General features: G+C 53.9%; 17 protein-coding genes and 1 tRNA gene. 10 read left to right on the top strand and 8 right to left on the bottom strand.

Annotation, left to right across the window (positions count from 1 at the left end):
- Nucleotides 1–197: 197 nt before the first annotated feature.
- Nucleotides 198–968 (bottom strand): class I SAM-dependent methyltransferase, encoded by a 771-nt coding sequence (locus CMUST_RS13795; RefSeq protein WP_047262994.1) that lies wholly within the window; start codon nt 966–968, stop codon nt 198–200.
- A 60-nt stretch (nt 969–1,028) separates the two neighbouring features.
- Here CMUST_RS13795 and CMUST_RS13790 point away from each other — a divergent pair, with 60 nt between their 5' ends.
- Nucleotides 1,029–2,171: a glycosyltransferase family 4 protein gene (locus CMUST_RS13790; RefSeq protein WP_047262993.1), complete on the top strand. Its 1,143-nt coding sequence runs from the start codon at nt 1,029–1,031 to the stop codon at nt 2,169–2,171.
- Here CMUST_RS13790 and CMUST_RS13785 read toward each other — a convergent pair.
- Together CMUST_RS13785 and CMUST_RS13780 are read right to left on the bottom strand one after the other, a co-directional pair.
- On the bottom strand, nt 2,066–3,529 hold the full coding sequence (locus CMUST_RS13785) for a hypothetical protein (protein ID WP_083987602.1): 1,464 nt from the start codon (nt 3,527–3,529) through the stop codon (nt 2,066–2,068). The genes CMUST_RS13790 and CMUST_RS13785 overlap by 106 nt on opposite strands.
- Nucleotides 3,530–3,534: 5 nt before the next feature.
- Nucleotides 3,535–4,713, bottom strand: a complete 1,179-nt coding sequence (locus CMUST_RS13780) for a DUF3068 domain-containing protein (RefSeq protein WP_144414283.1) — start codon at nt 4,711–4,713, stop codon at nt 3,535–3,537.
- A gap of 136 nt (nt 4,714–4,849) precedes the next feature.
- Here CMUST_RS13780 and CMUST_RS13775 point away from each other — a divergent pair, with 136 nt between their 5' ends.
- The 6 genes from CMUST_RS13775 (at nt 4,850) to CMUST_RS13750 (ending at nt 10,142) form a co-directional block, all read left to right on the top strand.
- Entirely contained in the window at nt 4,850–6,025 is a 1,176-nt protein-coding gene (locus tag CMUST_RS13775) for an acyltransferase family protein (protein WP_083987600.1), read from the top strand.
- Between the two features lie 65 nt (nt 6,026–6,090).
- Nucleotides 6,091–7,176, top strand: a complete 1,086-nt coding sequence (locus CMUST_RS13770; protein ID WP_047262991.1) for a metal ABC transporter substrate-binding protein — start codon at nt 6,091–6,093, stop codon at nt 7,174–7,176.
- Nucleotides 7,177–7,191: 15 nt separating this feature from the next.
- Nucleotides 7,192–7,848 (top strand): metal ABC transporter ATP-binding protein, encoded by a 657-nt coding sequence (locus tag CMUST_RS13765; protein WP_047262990.1) that lies wholly within the window; start codon nt 7,192–7,194, stop codon nt 7,846–7,848.
- Nucleotides 7,838–8,674 (top strand): metal ABC transporter permease, encoded by an 837-nt coding sequence (locus CMUST_RS13760; protein ID WP_047262989.1) that lies wholly within the window; start codon nt 7,838–7,840, stop codon nt 8,672–8,674. The genes CMUST_RS13765 and CMUST_RS13760 overlap by 11 nt, the downstream gene beginning before the upstream one ends.
- Nucleotides 8,668–9,534 (top strand): metal ABC transporter permease, encoded by an 867-nt coding sequence (locus CMUST_RS13755; protein ID WP_047262988.1) that lies wholly within the window; start codon nt 8,668–8,670, stop codon nt 9,532–9,534. The genes CMUST_RS13760 and CMUST_RS13755 overlap by 7 nt, the downstream gene beginning before the upstream one ends.
- Entirely contained in the window at nt 9,465–10,142 is a 678-nt protein-coding gene (locus CMUST_RS13750; protein ID WP_083987598.1) for a metal-dependent transcriptional regulator, read from the top strand. The genes CMUST_RS13755 and CMUST_RS13750 overlap by 70 nt, the downstream gene beginning before the upstream one ends.
- Here CMUST_RS13750 and CMUST_RS13745 read toward each other — a convergent pair.
- Nucleotides 10,120–13,206, bottom strand: a complete 3,087-nt coding sequence (locus CMUST_RS13745; RefSeq protein WP_047262986.1) for an alpha-(1->3)-arabinofuranosyltransferase domain-containing protein — start codon at nt 13,204–13,206, stop codon at nt 10,120–10,122. The two genes, CMUST_RS13750 and CMUST_RS13745, sit on opposite strands and share 23 nt — an antisense overlap.
- A 6-nt stretch (nt 13,207–13,212) precedes the next feature.
- Nucleotides 13,213–13,410, bottom strand: coding sequence for a DUF2613 domain-containing protein (locus tag CMUST_RS13740; protein ID WP_047263679.1), 198 nt, complete (start codon nt 13,408–13,410; stop codon nt 13,213–13,215).
- Between the two features lie 70 nt (nt 13,411–13,480).
- On the opposite strand from CMUST_RS13740, the gene CMUST_RS13735 reads away from it, so the two are divergent.
- The 3 genes from CMUST_RS13735 to CMUST_RS13725 all read left to right on the top strand — a co-directional run bounded on the left by CMUST_RS13735 (nt 13,481) and on the right by CMUST_RS13725 (nt 18,489).
- A complete protein-coding gene (locus tag CMUST_RS13735) occupies nt 13,481–14,641 on the top strand; it encodes a glycoside hydrolase family 3 N-terminal domain-containing protein (protein ID WP_047262985.1) in 1,161 nt (386 codons plus the stop codon).
- A gap of 41 nt (nt 14,642–14,682) precedes the next feature.
- Nucleotides 14,683–16,380: a VanW family protein gene (locus CMUST_RS13730; RefSeq protein ID WP_047262984.1), complete on the top strand. Its 1,698-nt coding sequence runs from the start codon at nt 14,683–14,685 to the stop codon at nt 16,378–16,380.
- A gap of 225 nt (nt 16,381–16,605) precedes the next feature.
- Entirely contained in the window at nt 16,606–18,489 is a 1,884-nt protein-coding gene (locus tag CMUST_RS13725; RefSeq protein ID WP_047262983.1) for a coiled-coil domain-containing protein, read from the top strand.
- Between the two features lie 291 nt (nt 18,490–18,780).
- On the opposite strand, the gene CMUST_RS13720 is transcribed toward CMUST_RS13725, so the two are convergent.
- The 3 genes from CMUST_RS13720 to CMUST_RS13710 all read right to left on the bottom strand — a co-directional run bounded on the left by CMUST_RS13720 (nt 18,781) and on the right by CMUST_RS13710 (nt 20,145).
- Nucleotides 18,781–19,410 carry an arsenate reductase/protein-tyrosine-phosphatase family protein gene (locus tag CMUST_RS13720; RefSeq protein ID WP_047262982.1) on the bottom strand — a complete coding sequence of 210 codons (630 nt, stop codon included), beginning with the start codon at nt 19,408–19,410 and terminating at the stop codon, nt 18,781–18,783.
- 208 nt (nt 19,411–19,618) lie between these two features.
- On the bottom strand, nt 19,619–20,023 hold the full coding sequence (locus CMUST_RS13715; RefSeq protein WP_047262981.1) for an ASCH domain-containing protein: 405 nt from the start codon (nt 20,021–20,023) through the stop codon (nt 19,619–19,621).
- A gap of 48 nt (nt 20,024–20,071) precedes the next feature.
- Nucleotides 20,072–20,145 (bottom strand) — tRNA-Gly (locus CMUST_RS13710).
- Nucleotides 20,146–20,175 lie beyond the last annotated feature (30 nt).

Genomic DNA, 20,175 nt, shown 5'->3' with positions numbered 1-20,175 from the left:
AGAGACGAAAATCCCCGACTTTGCGACGGCCGAGGTGTGCGGGGTTGGCGTGGTGTGTTGAAGGTCGGGGATTGTGATTGCACGGGTAGGAAGCGGCTAGGTTTACTGCGGTTTTCAAGTGGTGGTTATGCAATCCCCGACTTCAACATGACACAGCAGTCAAGACATGCACCTGCTGCATCAGTGCTAGTTGGGGGCTAAGTGGGTTTACGTAGGACGATGATGAGGTTGCTCACCAGAAATTCGCGCACCAGTGGGATGCGTACCAACCACCAAGCCCAGCGCGGATGATACCTAGGGATGAGCGCTTTAACTTCGGCGTCACGTGTGTTGGCCCAGTTGAGCCCCGCGCGACAGGAGAGACTGAAAAGCGAAGTGCCGAAGCTGTTTTTGGGCGGGTGGCCGTGGATACGGGTGTAACGGTCGCGGGCGTAATTGCCGCCAACATAGTGAGACCATAGCCCGGTTTCGTGCCCGCCGAACGGGCCGAGCCAAATAGTGTAGCTGAGGATCACGAGCCCACCGGGGGCACATACCCGCAACATTTCATCCCCCATGTCCCAGGGGTGGGGTACGTGTTCGGCCACGTTAGAGGAGTAAACCACGTTGAAACTATCAGTGCGAAACGGCAGGTCCATGCCGTCGCCGCGCACCGCGTTGGCGATGGTTATGCCAGCGGCAGCCATTTCCCCAACGTCGGGTTCGAGGCTGATGTATGTTGCGCCTGCGTTTTCGAATTCTGTGGCGCTGTAGCCGGGCCCACCGCCGACGTCGAGTATGCGTAGTCCATGAAGTGGGGCGTGGTTAATGTCCTTGTGGAGAGCTTCAATGAGTTCTCGGGTGTCGCGGGCGAGGTGGGAATAAAACAGGTCGGGTTGGGTTTGCTCGAAACGGAATTGGTTGAGCAAGCCGAAAGAGCGGCGAAGAGTCGCGCGGCGGGCGGTGCGCGGCAGATGTGAGATAGACATGAGGGTTTATATTCTAGTAATTCGGCTGAGGTTGGGCATGGGCTAGGGTAGATAGCTGTTATGAAAGTTTTATTACTGTGCTGGCGAGACACCGATCATCCGCAGGGGGGCGGGAGTGAACGCTACTTAGAGCACGTAGCCAGGTATCTGGTTGAGCAAGGCCATGAGGTGGTGTTTCGCACGTCGAAGCCGACCGATAGCCCGCGGTGGACTATCCGTGATGGGGTGAAGTTTTCCCGAGGCGGCGGAAAACTGGGGGTGTATCCGCAGGCAGCGATATTGATGATGCTCGGTCGAATGGGGCTTGGGCCACTGCGGGGGATTGATGTGGTGGTGGATACCCAGAATGGAATCCCATTTTTTGCACGACTGTTTTCGGGACGTCCAACGGTGCTATTAACCCATCATTGCCACCGGGAGCAGTGGCCAGTCGCGGGCAAGGTGTTGGCGCGGGTCGGGTGGTTTATCGAGTCAAAGATTTCGCCGCTTGTACATCAGAACACACCGGTGGTGACTGTTTCGGCACCGAGTGCGCAGGAACTGGTGGGGTTGGGGTTTCCGGCGAGCGGCATTGAGATTATCCGTAATGGGGTAGACCCGGTTCCCGATGTGATTCCGCAGTTGGGTGCTGATGGGAAAATACATGTGGTTACGCTGTCACGGTTGGTGCCGCACAAGCAGATTGAACATGCGATAGATGCGGTGACTGACTTAGAAGATGTGGTGTTAGACGTGATCGGTTCTGGCTGGTGGGGTGATCGGCTACGAGAATACGCGCAAGCAAAAGGGGCGCGCCAGGTGGTGTTTCACGGGCAGGTGACGGAGGATTATAAACACGCGCTACTTTCGCGTGCGGCGGTTCATGTGATGCCCTCGCGTAAAGAAGGATGGGGTCTTGCGGTTTTGGAAGCTGCGCAACATGAGGTTCCGACGATCGGATATCACAGTTCAGGCGGGTTGCAGGATTCTATCGAGGATGGTGTCACAGGGGTGTTGGTGTCACATTCTGCCGAGTTGCGGCGTCAGTTGCGGCTTTTGCTTGACGACGCCGAACTGCGGCGTCGGTTGGGGGCAGCAGCGGCAATGAAGGCGCAGGGCTACTCCTGGGATGAAACTGGTCGGCGGTTTTTAGAAAAGCTCAACCATACTGTGGCAATGGGAACCGCACACCACAAAGATAAGAAGAATAACCCTAAGAAGTAAAATCCCTGGCGCGACGATGCAGCGTGTGGGATGGTGATGCGGGAGCCGTCGACAAGCACTTGGGAAATGCCCAGGTGGGCTAGTGTAGTGGTGTCACGGTTATGCCATGCGGCAACGGCGAGTTGGTACCGGGCGGATGCGGGGTCGGCTATGTGCGTATCGACGATCAATTGTCCCGATTCCACCACGGATTCGGCTTTATTGAGCGGGTCTACCAGTACGCGACCGTGGTAGGTAATCAGTCCGTGGGAATCGAGGTTAAGGAGGTCACCTGGGGTGCGGTCTGGGGTGTGCCATTGGTGTTGAGCGGGTAGGGGACTAAGAGTGTTAAGGGCGATGGGGGCGTCAGGGATTTGTAGTAGGGCTAATCCGGTGGCTAGTCCTGCTAACCACTGGTTGCTTATCCGGGTGGCGGCGGTGATGTAGCCGGGAATTAATAGGAAGGCGAGTTTGTGGGAGTCGCGAAATAAAGCCGCGCCGGGTAGGTGGGCGAAAACCCATTCTGCGGGGCCGAGCCACAGTGCGCAATACAGGGCGATGGCTACCCCGCCGGTGATCGCCCACCTGCGGGGCATATGCCATATCAGGATGGCAAATAGTGCAAGTCCGGCGAGTACCCATCCGTGGTGTCGGGAGTCGGGGACGGCATTGTTATTCCAGATTCCGCCGAGGGTGATAAAGGTGGTGAGTGGATCGAGGAATGCTTCGCTGCGGCCTATGAAGAGCTTGTGGGCGCTGGCTGTCGGGGGACTGATGAGGCTGGGGATAAGCCACGGTAGTGACAACAATGCTCCGGTTAGTGCCATGCGTAGTCGATGTTGTCGGTTGGAAATAACAGCGATGATGGTGCCTAGAACAGTGCCGGTGGGGGTGAGGCTTATGATCCAAAGCACCAATGTTTGGGATCTAGGCCGGTCGCAGAAATATAGGAGTGCGGGGATGAGCCAGGCAGCTAGTGCTACTGACCAGTGGCCTTGGAGCAGACGTTCAATGATAAACGGGTTCCATAGGGTGATGGTGATCGCCGCGGTCGCGGTAATTTTGCTTGGGCCACGTTGCTGAGCAAGTTGGTAGGCTGCCCACGCTCCGATACTTGCGGTGGCAAAAAGGAGCCCTCGTACTAACCATGAGGCGGGTAGAACCAGGCCTGCGAGCGCGAGAAATCCGTCTTGGGGAGCGTTTCGGGCAGGCAAGTCACCAAAACCGAGTGCGGATAGGTTAAGCGTCGGGTGGTCGAGCACCACCATGTCGCGGGTAAGCAGTACTCCAGGTTGCAGCAGATTACCGAGTAGGACCACGATGAGGAAGCAGGTGTAGCCGCACAGATACCAGTGGTGCCTGCTGTGGGTCGTGGTCATGGTGGTTATGTGGTGGTTGGGGTTGGTTGGGTCCGGTTGCGGCGGCTAAAACGCCAAATTCCATAGATCAGTAGTGCCCCTGCGAGGTATTTGCATAGGAATGCTCCGAGTCGGAGGAAGTACATGGCTCGTACTGTGGGGGTGGCGGTTTCTTTGGCTGCGGTGATGGTGGCTTCATTCCATGAGGATGAAGTATGCAGGAGTGTTCGGTATTTATTTACCCCGGATTGGGCGGTGGTTCGTGCGTCGGTGGCATCGGTGGCGAAGAATAGGTGGATTTCTTCTTCCTGGTTGAGTATGACGCCACTGGTTGGCTCTACCCACAGGGTGCGGGTGGCGGTGTAGTAGGGGGTGAGTTCGATGGTGGGGTCATCTTCGGCGGTGGTGTCAGGGTAGAACCGCGACCGGGGGCCTTCGAGTCGCATTTTGGCGATCTGGTCTTGTTGTGCGGCAGGTAAATCTGATTCGTTGGTGGGGGTGACTGGCTCATCTGTGATTTCGTCGGAATGGGTAAAAGACCTGGTAGCAGAGCGGGCAAGGTTGATTACGGGGATTTCTTGGTGGAACACGTAAACGTCGCTGGAAGTGATGTAGGGGTTTTCCCCTTTAGCTTCAGTGCGAACGTAATCCAACGGATAGGCGGCTTGGGCGAACACATCGAAATAGGAATAGGATCGGCGCTCGGTATTAAAAGGCAAGAAGTATTGCAACCCGTCCCGGGCGAAGGACCCAGTTTTGAAATCAAGCCCGAAGCCGTTGGCGGTTACCGTCATATGGGAGGTGTCGTCCAAGATGGGGTGGGCAGAGCCGCGCTGCAGGTGTAGCAGGTCCTTGATGCTGACCAGTCGGTAATTGGAATCGGTGCGAACCAGATCCTCCGTGACGGATAATTCAGCGACGTCTTTCATTTTTTTGCCTTTGTCGTCCGTAAGGTCAGCTTTCGTGGTGTGCAGTGTAGTGCGCCATTGGACGGTGGTTTTGGCGGAATGGCAGTCGTTGCTGGCGGATGGGGGGCAGGTGATGGTGGGGTCGTAGAAGACGGCTGGTGCTGGGGTGGTGTGGATGGTTCGGCTGGTGTTGACGGGGAGTGGTTTGAGATTGGTGATGATCAGTTTCGGCACGTTTTCAGCAACGATAAACAGCAATATTGCGGCAATGATGCAGATGGTGGATGCTTTGGGCATAGCGGTCACTGCGCGCACTGTATTGCCTTTCTGTTGTGATGTTTGTAAGCATGGGGGAGTGCCCCAAATCGATTGGCCGTTCAGATTCTGCCACAGTGGCGTCTGAGGGTCGAGGTCAAAAAACTTAAGGCAAATAGTGTCTCTATCGTACCCATCAAAACCCAAACCTGAAGCAGTAGCCCATCTAGATCAGCCGGTTAAAGCGAATCGACGCCGATTTAACCGAAGCCTGGAGGGGTTGCGGGGCGTAGCCGCGTTGGGGGTATTGCTGACCCATGTATGGTTTCAGACCGGAATGGATCCGAAAACGCATATCGGTGCGATAGTGTCACGGTTTGATTTTTTTGTGGCGGTGTTTTTTAGTCTGTCAGCGTTTCTGTTGTGGCGCGGTATGGATTTTAGAACCGATATGGTGCGGATGTATTACTGGCGTCGGTTTTGGCGGATTTACCCGGCGTACTTTGTGTGCGTTGCTGTGTGTGTGGCGTTTGTGCCGGAAACCTTTGGGGCAAGTGCGGCTACCGTTATCCAGACTTTCACTTTTACCCAATTGTATTTTCCGCATAGTTTTCTTGGTGGGTTGACGCACTTGTGGTCACTGTGTGTGGAAGTGGCGTTTTATGTGGTGCTTCCAGTAGTGGGGTTGGTATTGCTGAAGGCTTCGCGCCGGGTGCGCCTTATGGTGATATTTGGTGTGGCATTGGTGAGTTTGGGCTGGGCATATCTGCCGGTGGTGCAGGATTCTCCGAGCGATACCCGCGCGAATATGCAGATATTTTTGCCGGGGTTTTTCTTGTGGTTTGCGGTGGGGCTTGTGATCGCGGAATTAGAGGGCATGCTTTTCGACGACCCCACGCGGCTGCGAATTTTGCGCCTTGTGTGCCGGTGGCGTTTTATGTGGTGGTCGCTTGCGTTGGCGGCGATGTGGCTGGCTGGGCAGCAGTCGTTTGGTCCGGTGGGGTTGGTACACCCGTCTGCGGTGGAATTTATGTTGCGGGTTATAGCTGGTGGGGTGTGTGCGTGGTGCATAGTTGCGCCGTATGTGTTTGGCCCAGCTTCGTTTGTGTTGGAATCTTCACCGATGCAGTTTTTGGGCAAGATTAGTTATTCGGTGTTTTTGTGGCATGTGCCGGTCTTAACGGTGGTGTTGCCGCTGGCAGGGGTTCGCCCGTTTACGGGAAATTTTGTTCTGGTGTGTGGCTTGACCGTGGTGGTGTCGATTGTGGTTGGCTTTTGTTCCTATGTCTTTGTTGAGGCGCCGTTGCGTAAACCGATGGCGCTCCTTCAGACGTTAAAGAGTTCATCTAATTGAACTTTTTACTTCTGGGTGTTTAGATAAAGGGGAAATGTCGCCAATAAGAAAATAGGTTGCCTCACATGCGTTATACCCAAAAACTCGCAGCTGTATGTGCTGCCGCTCTTCCATTTGCATTGGTCGGTTGTGCCACCACCCCAACAACCGAAACCACCTCCGACACCCTGAAAGTGGTGGCTTCCACCACCCAAATCTGCGACTACCTCACCCAAATCGCCCAGGCCGGTATCACGGTGGACAAAACCGATGCCCAAGGAAAACACAACACCATCGGTGACGGTGCGGTAGAAATGGACCTCACCTGCCTGCTAGCCCCCAATGCCTCAGCCCACGAACATGAAATGACTCCGCAACAAATGAAAGCACTCGGGGCGGCCGACATTCTGTTCATCAACGGTGTCGATTTAGAGCACTTCCTCGATTCCGCAGTAACTACCTCTGGCTTCGACGGAGAAGTATCCGTGACTTCTGGCGTCGGTGAAATTCCGGGCGATGCCTTTACCATCGACAAGGGAACTGAAGCCATCGACGTGCGACCCTGGCCCTTTGTTGAAGAAGGCGAGGAAGCAGAATTTAGCCACGATCCACACGTCTGGACTGCACCACCACTGGCTGCCATCCAGGTGAAAAATATCGGCCACGCCCTAGCCAAAGCAGCGCCAGACAAAGCTGACACTTTCACCAAAGCGGTTGACGCCTACACCCAAAAACTAGCCGACCTTGATGCCTGGGCGAAGAAAAGCCTGGATACGGTTCCCGTCGAAAAGCGAACCCTGTTTACCTCCCACGATGCGTTCGGCTACCTCGCAGCCGCCTACGACATCACTTTTATTGGTGCAGCACTTAGCGACTTCAACCACCAGCAAGATGCCACCGCCGAGCACATCCAAGCAGCGGCCGACGAAGTAAAGAAATCTGGTGCCACGGTGCTATTCGCCGAAAACTCCAATAATGATAAATCCATTTCCGCTATCGCTCGTGCCGCAGGGGTTACCGCAATCACCGACGCGGACGCGCTTTACGGTGACTCACTCGGCCCTGCTGGAAGCCCCGGCGAAACCTACATTGGCTCAATTGTTCACAATGTGACAACCTTGGTTGAAGCGTGGGGCGGTAAACCGGCCGAATTGCCCACTTCACTGAAATAACCTTGCAGGTATCCCATGGCTCAACCAGTAATCGCAGCACACAACATAGCCGTCGGCTACGGCGGCCCACCGATCATCCGCGATGTCACCTTCGACCTACACCCTAGTGAAGCGCTCGCTCTGATCGGCGCCAATGGCTCCGGAAAATCCACCCTGCTTAAAGGCATAACCGGGCTGTCTGAAGTACGCGGGCAGCTAACTATCACCGGAACCGTGGGATACGTACCACAACACCAAGACATTGACCCCAGTTTTCCCGCCACCGCCCGTGGCGTCGTGGAAATGGGCCTCTACCCCAATACCCCCTGGTGGCGTCGAATACCCAAGGAACCGGTGACTGCAGCCATCGACGCAGTAGGATTGCGAGAAATCCAACACACTCGATTCGGTGACCTATCCGGCGGCCAACGGCAACGCATCTTGATAGCGCGCGCATTGGTGACAAAACCACACGTCCTTTTACTTGATGAACCCTTCAACGGTCTCGACCCTCAAAGTCGCACTGAACTGGTGCTAACCATCCGAAACCTCATCGCAGGCGGAACTTCGCTGATAATCGCAACCCACGACTACAGCCTGGCACATGACACCTGCCAACGATGCGCGATTGTGGCAGATGGGACCATTACAGTGCTAGACACCAAGGAAGCGCTGGCAGACTATGGGCAGTGAAATCTTCACCGATATTTTCACCATTGCCTATCTGCAACGAGCGCTCATTGTGCTGATGATCCTAGGCATCGTCGGCGGCAGCGTCGGAGTGCTAGTAAACCTACGCGCCATGGAATTTAGCGTTGAAGCACTCGTACACTCCATCTTCCCCGGCATGGTGGTGGGCCTAGCAATCTACGGTATCAACGGCATTGTGCCTGGTGCCGCAGCGGTAGCGGCGGTCGCAGCAGCAACACTCACGGTCGTGACCAAGAAAGCCACCAGCGAGGCGGGCACCGCTGTAGTACTAACCAGCTTCTACGGCCTTGGTGTCGTATTGTCACTGTCCATTGGGGATTACTCAGGTCAACTAGACGCGCTGATGTTCGGGCGTTTGTTAGACATCACCGAGATCCGGCTCTACCAAACCGTAGCGTGCAGCGTCATAGCGCTGACGTTGTTGGTCCTCACCTGGCGGCAGCAAGTCCTGTGCGCCTTTGATCGCAGCTACGCGCGGTCGCTCCGGGTAAAAGTTCTAATAATTGACGCGGTGCTCAATGCTGCGATTGCGGCCGTCGTGGTGGCAGCTAGCTCTGCGGTAGGCGTTTTGCTTGTCATCGGATATCTCATTATCCCCGGCGCGGCAGCCCGGCTATTAGCAACAAACACCTCGCAGATGGTGGTTATTGCGGTTGGCTCTGGAATCATAGCTGCGATCATTGGAGTGATTGCAATGAATGTTGATCTTGGTCGCCAGATTTCGCCGCAAGCCGCAGTAAGTTTGTCGCTCATCGTTGTCTTTATGGCGGCGTTTGCCGTTTCTTTCTACAGGAGGCGGGCGTGTTAGGTATCTTATTGCTTCCGATCATAGAAATCGTGGTACTTGGTGCTGCGATGGGCGGTGTAGGAGCCTTGGCGATTGCGGGTCGACGAGTGTTTTTCGCCGAATCTCTATCCCACGCCACATTTCCCGGGGCGGTTTTAGGCGTCGTGGTGGGGCAGTGGTTAGGTGGTGATATTAGTACCTGGTTGTTTATCGGGGCTGGTTTATTGTGTATCCCATTAGCTTGGCTGATGCGATTTTTGAGCGGGCTACCGGGGATTTCCGCCACGGCAGCCGCCGGGATCGTTTTAACCTTGGGCTTTGCCTTGGGTGTGTTTCTGCTGCGCTGGTTTCAGCCGCTTCCTGTCAAAGTGGAGGGGTTCTTAACCGGTTCGCTTCTAGCGGTATCGGAATCGGATGTGATTGCCGCCGTCGTGGTGTTGTTGGCAGCAGTGGTGGTTATCGTGGTGTGGGGCCGTAAGCTCGTTGTTTATTATTTCGACCCAGTGGCGTTTCGGGTTGCTGGCTTGTCGACGACACTCGCGGAGGCAGCCACTTTAGGCCTGCTGTGTGCCGCAATGGTGGTGGCAATTCCGGCCGTAGGCAGTATTTTATCTATCGCCTTGCTTGTAGCACCTGCCGCTGGTGTCATGGGGTTTGTGCGCACGATGCGTAGCCTGATTCTGCTGGCGGCGATTGCGGGGGTAATGATTGGGTTGATTGGGCTTTATATAGCAGTGCATTTCAGCCTTTCTGCAGGTGGAACGATTGCAGTTGTGGCTGGTGTGTTTTATGTGGCTTGTCGTTTTATAGGATGGGGGACGTGCATGTCATGGAATTTCCGGAAAAGACCCAAGATTACCTCAAATGCATTTGGGACATAGTAGAACGAACAGGCGAACCAGCGGCCTTGGGAACCATCGCTGTTTCCCTGGGGCAAAAGACCCCCACCGCCAGCGAGGCGGTTAAGCGGCTGGTGGCTCGCGGCTTAGTACATCACGAAAAATATGCTGGGGTGCTTTTGACAGAAAAAGGCAAGGCTGTTGCCTTGGCAATGGTGCGTAGGCATCGACTGGTAGAGATGTTCTTAGTGCAGGTGTTGGGTTATTCCTGGGATGAAGTTCACGAAGAAGCAGACCGACTGGAACACGCAGTATCAGACACATTTTTAGATCGCATTGATCGAATGCTGGGGCACCCCACCAGAGATCCCCACGGTGATCCGATACCGGATGCTCAAGGCAATATTGAAACCCTCTCACGTCAAGCGCTCAGCACGGTGTTGCCTGGACAACCTGTGGTGGTGGAACAAATCCATGATGGTGACCCAGATTTTCTCAGATATCTGGCGCAGCATAACATCGCGCCTGGAACTGAATTGATTATCCGCACCGCACCTGTGGCTGGGGTGTTGGAGGTGTGGGTCGACGAGTCACCGGTGGCGGTGTCTGTGCAGGCAGCTGGTGATATTAGGGTTGTCGGCCTCGACTAATGGGGACACACATGGCAAGGATACCCACTATGCAGGCGAGTCCCAGCAAAAGCACATCGCCTGCATAGTGCGGGCTTGGCCAGGGGGCGCGTCCAAGCCACATGGCCGCCATGCCAAATGCGGCAGCGATAAGTAGGCCCCGATTAAATAATGTGTAGCGCAGCACCCCCCACACCAACGGGATGGCAATGAGCGCAGGCCAACCAACCGCAACAATGGTGGCGGTTATAACTGCCAGGGTTGCGGGGATTTCATCTTTATTAGTTTCAGCTAGTGCGACATCTGCGTTACGACGCCACCCAACCACCATCGCCACTATCACCGTAATGAACGCGATTGCGGCACCGACACCTAGCCCCAGCCGGAATGTGCGATCAGCTGGGAACGACAATTCAAACGTGCCGCTGGCACCGGCCGGAACGATGAATGCTTGAATACCAGCATTGATAATGGTTGGCTCCAATATAACGCCATCAAGAGTGCCGACCAGGCCGGTATTAAACGCCCGATTGGTCACTAAGATGCGTTCGGTATCTGCCTTAGGCACCATCCGCTGTGATAACCACTGCGGTGTCGCGCCTTCCAGACTTCGCTTCGGATCAATCAATGTCACCACCCGCGCGGTGGTTTTCAGGCTGTGCTTTCCGGGGGAAAGTGTAACCGTGTCGCCGCACCGATAGGAATCCTCGTCAATGGTTACGCTGTGATTACACGCCGATAGCTTGACCTTAAAGTCCCGTTGGCTGTTAAGCGTAAACGCCCGTTCAAGCACCTGAGTATTGGAAAACACCCTACTAAATACGAAACTGTGGGCATCAGGTGAGGTATCTGGCACAGTAACGGTGCGGGTAATGGGGGCATCCGTCAACGAAATCTCGGCAACCCCCACCGGAACAGCAGCAGCCCCGAGGGTAAGCCGAACTGCATCCGTGGCGCCTCCCGGTACCGGAATTCGGGTGGTTTTGCCTGGGGTTAGCACCATCGTGCTGTGGGAATTTCCGGAGGTGACAGTGACTTCCATCCGCACCGCCTTGGTTGCAGTTAATGTCACCTCAATGACGGGTTTTGTGCTCCGGGCACGCAATTCAATCCATTCGCCTTTTTGCATACCTGGTCGTGGGTACCAAGCTGTGGATAGGTCTCCGTCAACAGCGGCTGTCTGCGATCGCGCTGGGTTTGTGCCGGTAAAACTGGACGGATCGGCGGCTGAGGAGGAAACCGCTACCGTTCCGCCTTCCTCGACTACTGCCGTTAGTGGCCCAATGCTTGGGTAATCAATTACTCGATTAAATACATCGGTATTCTCCGCACGCGAGCTCAGCGGGGCGGATACCGCCTCCTGCCCGCCAAAGTTTCTAGCCAAAAGTAATGGCGAATCGGTGACAATGTCGGCGTTGTCGCTGGCTAATCGAAACGCACCAGAGCCTAATAATGCTAGGGATTCCCCACCACCAGCCACGCTCGGAATGTCCCCACTATCGACGGTGTACATGTCGTGTTCACCATTGAAAATGACCACTTCTACCTGACCAAACTGCTTGGATGTGGAATTTGGGAAATTCCGCTTGGCGGAAAACAATCGGTGTTTTTGGGCCAGATCGTGGCGAATAATTACCGCTCCAATGCCATGCCTAGTTAAGTTCTCCTCGGTGGGATACATGGACATGCCGTCTAATCCCCGAATGGTTTCGGGATTAACCAAGGGAATCGCATCCCGCACCGCCCACGGGACAGTGAGAAGTGCTTGGGCAGGTTCATCTCGAGTCCACCCCCAGTCTTGTCGGGCAAAGGAACTAGCAGGCAAGATCAACGTGCGAGTGCCTTTGGCATGGGTGTTGAGATACGCGGCTGCATCAGCCCAATAATCCGGCACTTTTTCATAAGCCCCCAGCGGAAGCAACCGTAACGACCATGCTGGAGCTGTTGCGGCAGCAGCGACCAAACCTATCAAAAGTGCCGCCGCGACCGCGCGTGGCTTCGGCAGAGCCAACCTGCTCAGCACCTGAGCTATACCTATCGTAAGCGGCAGTCGAACCAACAGGTCGAATTTATGGACATTACGAAATGCAACACCAGATGAGTCTAAAAACCCGGTGATATACGTCGACCCGCACAGGATGATAATGCCCAAGGCAAGCAATACCCACCACAAGCCCCGGTAGGTACACCTTTGGCTGAGTCCGTATATCCCGATCCCCGCCATGACCACGGTGCCGATGACGATATACGGATCGGTGACCAGAAGATGCCCGGCTTGGCGTTCTGCTTCGACAAATGGTGACCAACTGGTGGTACCCCGTAACACCTCGGCGATACTTAGCCAATTGGTCACAACCGTGGCGTTTTCAATGTAATCCGTAAACGGGCTGGCATATGCCCCCAATACCAAGAGTGGAACGATCCACCACATACTGACCAACCCGCAACCCAACAGCCAACATAGACCGAGGCCAACCTGGCGGCGTCGATAAGCAGGCTGGGCATAGAATGCAGCCTGCCATATCAACGCCACGCCCGCTGGTACACAAGCAGCTATGGTGGCGGTGGCATTGACAGCCCCCATCATGGCCACCGCCACTACTGACCTACACACAGCCCGACCACTGAGCGGGGAACCAAGAAGCGGCAATAGTGCCCAAGGGGCAACCATCATGGGCCAGGTTTCGGACGAAATTGTAGTTAAAGTCGTTAACACGCGTGGCGAAAGGCAGTACAGGATAGCCGCCATCGGAATCGAAATCCCCGATAATCCGCAGCGACGTAGTACTGCCACCATTCCGGAATACCCCACCGATAAAACCAGCCACCACCACAGCCGCTGTGTTATCCAGTCGGGGACAGATTGCAGGGCCCAAAAGAATGTGCCATGGGGAAATAAGTAGCCATACGCTTGGTTTTGTAGCTGCCCGAAGGTAAACACATCTGTCCACGCATGAGTGGCCTGGGCTAAAAATCCGCTCGGATTGGCTAGCAGGTCATGTTTAGTATCAGCCGAAACTTTGACAAAAGGTTGGGCGAAACTCAGGCAGGCCAAAACCAACCAGCCAATGACATGTACCGCCATGGCTAACTAGTTTCTAGAACCGTACTCCGGATCCCCCAGTACGGCAGCCTCGACGTCTTTTGCCTCAGAATCCGGCAGCGAATTGGCGGAACTAAAAACCGACACACCTACAACTGCCACCACCCCTAACGCGATACCAACAACACCGCTGGCAATAGCAGGTCCCAGGGTGCGGCGATTAAGCGTATCGGATTCGTAGGCCATACCAGCAAAGATAGCAGGGATCGGCGCGGATGTGAATGCCACGCGATCAAATTGCCATAGGGTGGAAGCTATGACTCATGTGAAAGGACTCACCCACACTACCCGTTATGTGCCGATAATTTTTTTAACCTGTTTAGCGTCAGTGGTTAGCGGTTGCACCGACACACCAGGATCGGCACCAGAACCTATGGTGCTTAGCAGCCAGGCGACGTCGACAAGCGAAGAACCAGTGACATCAACCACTGAGTTACCGCCTGAAGACGCCAAGCTGCGCGCTGCCGTTGCCCAGCTCATGATGGTGGGGGTACGAGACTTTGATGATGCCATGCGAGCATTGGAATTAGGGGCAGGCGGTATTTTTATTGGATCCGATACCGACCCGAAGTTACTTACCGAGCCCGGACGTGACTTGCACGCATTACGAGAACGGATCGGCCGACCTTTTTCCGTCAGCATCGACTTTGAGGGAGGACGGGTGTTGCGGCACGCGGGAATCTTAGGAACGTTCCCAGCACCACGTGTGATGGCGGAAACTAAAACCGAATTAGAGGTTCGCGCTCTTGCCCGCGATATGGCAACCTCGCTGGCGAACCATGGCATTACCGTCAACTTTGCCCCAGTTTTAGACATTGATGCCGCAGGGCTTGACGTCGTTGGCGACCGGGCGTTTTCCACTGAACCGCAGCAGGCATCCCGCTACGCGGTGGCATTCGCTGAAGGAATGGTTGAGGGTGGGATCACCCCGGTGTTTAAACACTTCCCCGGACACGGCCGTGCCAGCGGTGACTCTCACCACAACACTGTAACCACACCACCATTGGAAGAATTAAAAAACTTCGACTTAGTGCCATATGCCGGGGCGTTACCAGCAGTGCCAACGGCGGCCGTGATGATGGGGCATATGACTGTGCCAGGGCTTGGTGACACACCCACCTCCCTTAATCACGATGCCTATGAGCTTCTACGAACCGGCGATTATCCGGGTGGGCAGTGGTTTAATGGTGTGATTTTCACCGATGATCTATCCGGTATGAAAGCAATCAGCGATACGCTTCCTGCGCACGAAGCTGCGGCCTTGGCCATCGCCGCCGGTGCCGATCAAGCATTGTGGTTAACCACGGATGACCTTGGCTTAGCTATCGATACGACCTTGGGATATATCACAGAAGGGCGGTTAAAAGCCGAGGATGTTGCAATAAAAGCGGATCGTGTTGCGCAACTGCAACGCTAAACGGTTAGAAGGAGACGGGTTGCTCTACTACTCTGGTTAGAGTGAAACAGCTCGATACTTCGCAAACAAAGCGCACCAAGACCGCCCGGTTTTTTGGTGGGCTTGCGCTCGGAATCCTCGTTCTCGGTGGTGGCGCATACGGCATTGATTATTTTCTCAGCCAAGGCAGCATTCCTCGCGGCAGCACCATCAGCGGGGTGAAAATTGGCGGTTTGGAACGCACCGCAGCGTTAGAAAAACTCCAGACCGAGCTTGCCGACGACGTAACCAAGCAGGTCACCCTGACCGCAGGCGAACGCACCGCCACGTTTGGGGCAGAAGAAGCGGGCTTAAGCATCAACTGGGAAGCCGCTCTTGATAGTTCCGGCGAGCAACCACTAAACCCATTCACCCGGCTGGCTAGTTTCTTCCGCGACAGAGAAGTTCCCATCGCTACAGACGTTGACCAGGCAAAACTAGACGCAGTGCTCGATCGAATAACCCCTGAGCTCAACCCCGAACCAGTAAATGCTGGCATTGTGCTTATCGACGGCAATCCCGTTGTGGAACCGCAACCTACCAATGGACAAAAAGTAGAACGTGCTGAACTATCGGCTGCCATTATCGAGGAATGGTTAGACCCCAAAGGGCCGAAGGTTGATGCAGAAATATTTCCGCCAGAATACGGGGAAAAGCAGGTAAAACCGATACTTGAGGGGGCTGCCAAACAAGCAGTTGCTGGCCCCGTGATTCTGCATGGACGCAACGATATCGCCGGTGAAATCCCAACCGCACGGATGGGAGAGGTGGTGACCTTCATCCCCGAAAACGGTGAGTTTCGAGTGGATGTCAATCACGACAACGCCCGCAATATCCTCCTAGAAAGACTGCATGAAACTGAGCGGCCCAAACGAAACGCAGACATAAGCTTCTCCGGCTCCTCCCGTACGGTAACCCCCCACGTGGATGGCGTGCGTATTGATTGGGAGAAAACCTTTGAAAACATCAATGACCGGATCATTGGGGATCAACCTCGGGACTTTGAAGCGATCTACATCGATGAACCTGCGACCTTCACCACTGAAATGGCTGAAGTTGCCACCTTCGACCAGGTGGTCGGCGAATTCACCACTGGCGGCTACTCCGAAGCATCTGGTGTGAACATCGCCAGGGTGGCACAAATGGTTAACGGCGCGATTGTTGCACCTGGTGACACCTTTAGTCTTAACGGCTTTACCGGTCCGCGTGGTGCAGCCCAAGGTTTCGTTGAATCTGGGATCATTCTCAACGGGCGTGCGGATAAAGCAGTTGGTGGTGGCATCTCTCAATTTGCAACCACCCTATATAACGCCGCTTATTTCGCTGGTATGGAGGATGTGGCGCACACACCGCACAGCTATTACATTTCCCGGTATCCGGCGGGGCGGGAAGCGACCGTATTTGAAGGGCAAATCGACCTGATCTTCAAAAACACTTCACCGCACCCAGTGCGGATCGTCACCTCCGCTGGTGGCGGCAATGTTACGGTCAAACTAATGGGTGTCAAGACGGTGCAGGTGGAATCCATCAGCGGTGGTCGATGGGCAACCACCCAACCGCATACGGTTAGTGTGCCAGGCCCTAATTGCAGTCCGTCTGGCGGTGCCCCAGGATTCACCACCTCAGATACTCGGATTGTGCGTGATCTAAGTGGAAATGAGATTTCGCGAAAAACTACAACCACGGTGTACGATCCGTCACCAATTGTTAAATGTAGCTAATTAGCTAATTTAAATGTAGTTATTTTGCTATTAACTGGTTTTGATTACTTTGATGATTAAAACCAGTTTCTTTTTACCCCTAAATTCGGCTAATCGGAATTAATGCGACCTTGGGTTTCCATTTAAAAAGCTAAAAAAGCATCTATGCGACTTTCAGCTTTTCCTGATTTAGGTAACTTTTTTTAGTGAAAATTGCTCACCCTAAGCACAGGAGTTAATAACCTCATGGCGAAAAAGTTTCGTACTGGTTTTAGTGCAGTCACCTTGGCTGCGGTTGCACTTGGTGGCTTTCAAGTGCCGTCTGCTCACGCAAAAGAAGAGGCTGGAAGCCTTAAAGTTTCTCAGTGTGTGCAGAATGTAGCTGCAACTGGTGGCAATACGAACCTGCAGGGGTCCTTTGATTTGCCGGTAACTGTTACCGTCCCCGATGCTGTGGAGGTGGGTAAGCCTGTTTCCATTACCGCCACCCTGCCTTCCGTTGGTGTGGAAAAATCCGCCTTTCAGGCAAACAGGGCGCTTGGTTTGGACCCTAAAACCGGCTTACCTTATTTTAGCCTTAAAAACCTTAAATTAAACTCAAATTCACAGGGCTTTTTATCGGAATTAAAGCAACCACGTGATGTCGAATTAGGCGCTGCAAAGCAACGCGGCGACCAAAGTAAATTCACCGTCTCCTTCGGCGGTGCATGGAACCTACAGGTAGTGCCACAAACCGTCGGTGAGCTTCCAGTTACCCTTGATACACTTACCGCTGACCTGTATGCCCAAAAAGCGGAAACCAAAGCTAACCCAGTTCGAATCTCTCAGATCACCTGCACCTTCGATCCTTATAAAAATGTCCTAACCACGCTGACCGTCAAAGACGGGGCCGAATTGACCCAGGCCAAGGCTGATGTGGCGCGACTGACGCAGGAACTGGCTGATTCTAAGATTGACATGAATCAAGCCCAGCAATCGCTGGTTAACAAAGAAGCCGAGCTTGCCCGTGCCTTAGAGGATGCAAAAACCAAAGATGCCACCATCGCCCAGCTAACCGCTGAAAAGGAAGAACTTCAAAAGAAGTTAACTGCTGAGACCAACAGGGCTAATGGCATTCAAGAAAATCTGGACACTGTGAACAACCTCTTGGCACTCGCAAACAAGGATTTGAAGGAAAAAGAAGCCGAACTAGCTCAGGCTAATGAGCAGAATGAAACTCTGACTCAACAACGCGACTCGCTACAAAAACAAGTTGAACAACTGAACCTGGACAAGCAGGCACTTGAACGCGATAAGCAAACTGCCGAACAAAACCAAGCTGAACTGCAAAAACAACTAGATTCCCTAAAAGTTGAAAACGGCAACCTGAGTGAACAAGCTAAATCGCTTAACGAAGAACTTGGGAAAGTCCGCGAAGCAAAAACTGCGCTTGAACAGCAGAATGCACGCCTACAGCAGACTATTGAGCGTCTAACCAATGAGCTTGATCAACTCAAGCGCAAAAACCAAAACGGGCAAAATGATCTGGCAACACGGCTAGCTGAGGCGGAACGGTTGCGGAAAGATGCTGAAGAAGCCAAGGCACGAGTTAATGCGGAACTCAAGGAAACTAAAGCAAAGCTAGCAGCAGCCAATACCAAGCTCATTGCAGCCGAAAAGGCGCAGAAAGATTCTGAAACAAAAGTCAACGACTTGGAATCCAAGCTCCAGGCAGCTGAGGCTGAAGCGAACAAAGCGAAAGCAGAGGCTCAAGTAGCCCGCGAAGCTGCCAAGCAAGCTAAGGAAAAGGCCGATGACGCTCAGCGGAAATTGGATCAGAAAACCGCTGAAGCAAAGCGTGCACAAGATGCGTTAGCTGCAGCAGAGCTTGCGCAATCCCAAGCTGAAAAGGATAAAGCAGCCGCCATTGCTGCGAAAGAGAATGCCGAGCGTAAGGCGAAGGAACTGGAAGAAAAGAATAAGCAAGACAGTGCTAAACACCAGAAGCAGTTCTATGGTTTGGTAGCTGGTTTAGGTGTATCCCTCCTTGCATTGGTTGGTACTGTGGCGGCCTTCCTGGCGCCGTATCTTCCGAACATTGCATTCGTTGTGGAGCGGCTATCAAACAAAGCAATTAAGCGTCTTGGCTAATTGCTCTTGTTAACGCCAGTGGTGGTGCGTCTGTAGATGCGACACCACTGGCGTTTTTGTATCAGCTCAATCCTTTTCATACATGCATAGCTGTAGCTTTGCCATAGACGCCCTTTGAAGTCGGGGATTTCGTGTTGCTGGCGCTAAAACTCCAGGAATCTTCCGCACGGCATAGATTAATCTCCGACTTCACAACGACGTTCCGAGGCGGTGGGGGCGTCGTAAAGTAAAAACCGCCTACCTTCTCTAGTGTCAAGGAGGTAGGCGGTGGGCTTCGGAGCCTGCAAGCTGCTATGCGGCGAGGAACTCCGGAATCACGGTGTCGTGAGGGGTGGGCTTGATGTTGAACTTAATCAGAAGCTCTCGCACATGTGCCTCAACCGCGTCACACATGGCATGAATGTGTGTTTTGTCATCAGTATGCTTGGTGATGTCCCATGTCTGGGCAGCGTCGCCAATATTAGTGCCTTCACCGAAAATGATGATTTCATCCACACTGTTAACAGAGTGGGGGTTGAAAGTCTTCGGCTTGAGGTCTTCGGTGGGGATGCCACGCTCTTTCAGTACTTCAATGACCGCCGGATCCACTTGGTACGCCGGGGTGGTACCTACGGAACGCACGAATACCTGCTCGCCGCCTAGGAAGCGAGCGTAGGCAGATGCGATCTGGGTACGGGCCGCGTTATCTTCGGAAACGAAGAGGATGCTGCAAGTTGGGGCCCCTTCGGCGGGTTTGGCGGAGCGGTTCTCCCGCAGGGTTTGCTTCATGAAAGCATGCAGCGACTGCGGAGTGTCAGTCTCAACGATTTTTCCGGCAGGTTCGTGCGTGGTCTTCTGTTCCTCGGGGGACAGAAGGAAGTTGCTGAATAACTGCCCCCACCGAGTCGAGAGCTTGGTGGTCTTTTTCATAGTGAGTGTCATGTCCAGCATGCTCCTTTCTTTTCAAGGTGAGAGGGTGGCAAAGTAGCCACACTAAAATTGATGTAGTTTCGTCTACCTTACACGCTTAAACCCTTGGTGCAAACCAATGATTGTTTGTTTCCCGGGATTCGCGACACAAAATAAGCTTTGAAGTGGCTTTTTGCTGAAAAAAATTTTTCAAAAATATCGGCGTGGCGTGGTGGTGGCGCTAAAAAATATGGCTTACGACAAAGCTCACGCAGACCACTTCTGTGTGATCAGTGATACTGATGGGCTGCGGTAGGGATTCTTGAAATTCACGTGATTGCCAGAAGTCGCGATGTTCGGCGGCCCAGTCTGCAACGGTGCGAAAACCTTCCCCTTCCGCTAGGGCGTGCGACAGTGGCACGTTGGCAAACTGGACTACGGAGACGTTGGTGACGCATGTTATGCAAACATGCTGGTTGTTTGAGTCGACGACGATTTCTCTGTCGCCGATCTTTGGGAGTGGTGAATCTACGTATTCCGCCACCAAACTGCTTGTCGACGTTTTTTCGCCCGCGACTATCGCCGCAACCAATTGATCGCGAAGTGGTCCGGGGAAGGCGTATTCGCCGATTGATAGATTAGGCATGGTTATTGATGAGAAAAACCTCCTGACTATATGGTCAAGGAGGTGTTTTGGAGCCGATGACGGGAATCGAACCCGCGCCGTCTGCTTGGGAAGCAGAAATTCTACCATTGAACTACATCGGCAGTGGTTGTTTTGGGGCAACGAAAAACATA

Origin of the sequence: Corynebacterium mustelae (genome assembly GCF_001020985.1) — a bacterium.
Lineage (GTDB): Bacteria > Actinomycetota > Actinomycetes > Mycobacteriales > Mycobacteriaceae > Corynebacterium > Corynebacterium mustelae.
Note: the sequence above shows the minus strand (reverse complement) of the source record. Positions and strands in the feature narration are given on the sequence as shown.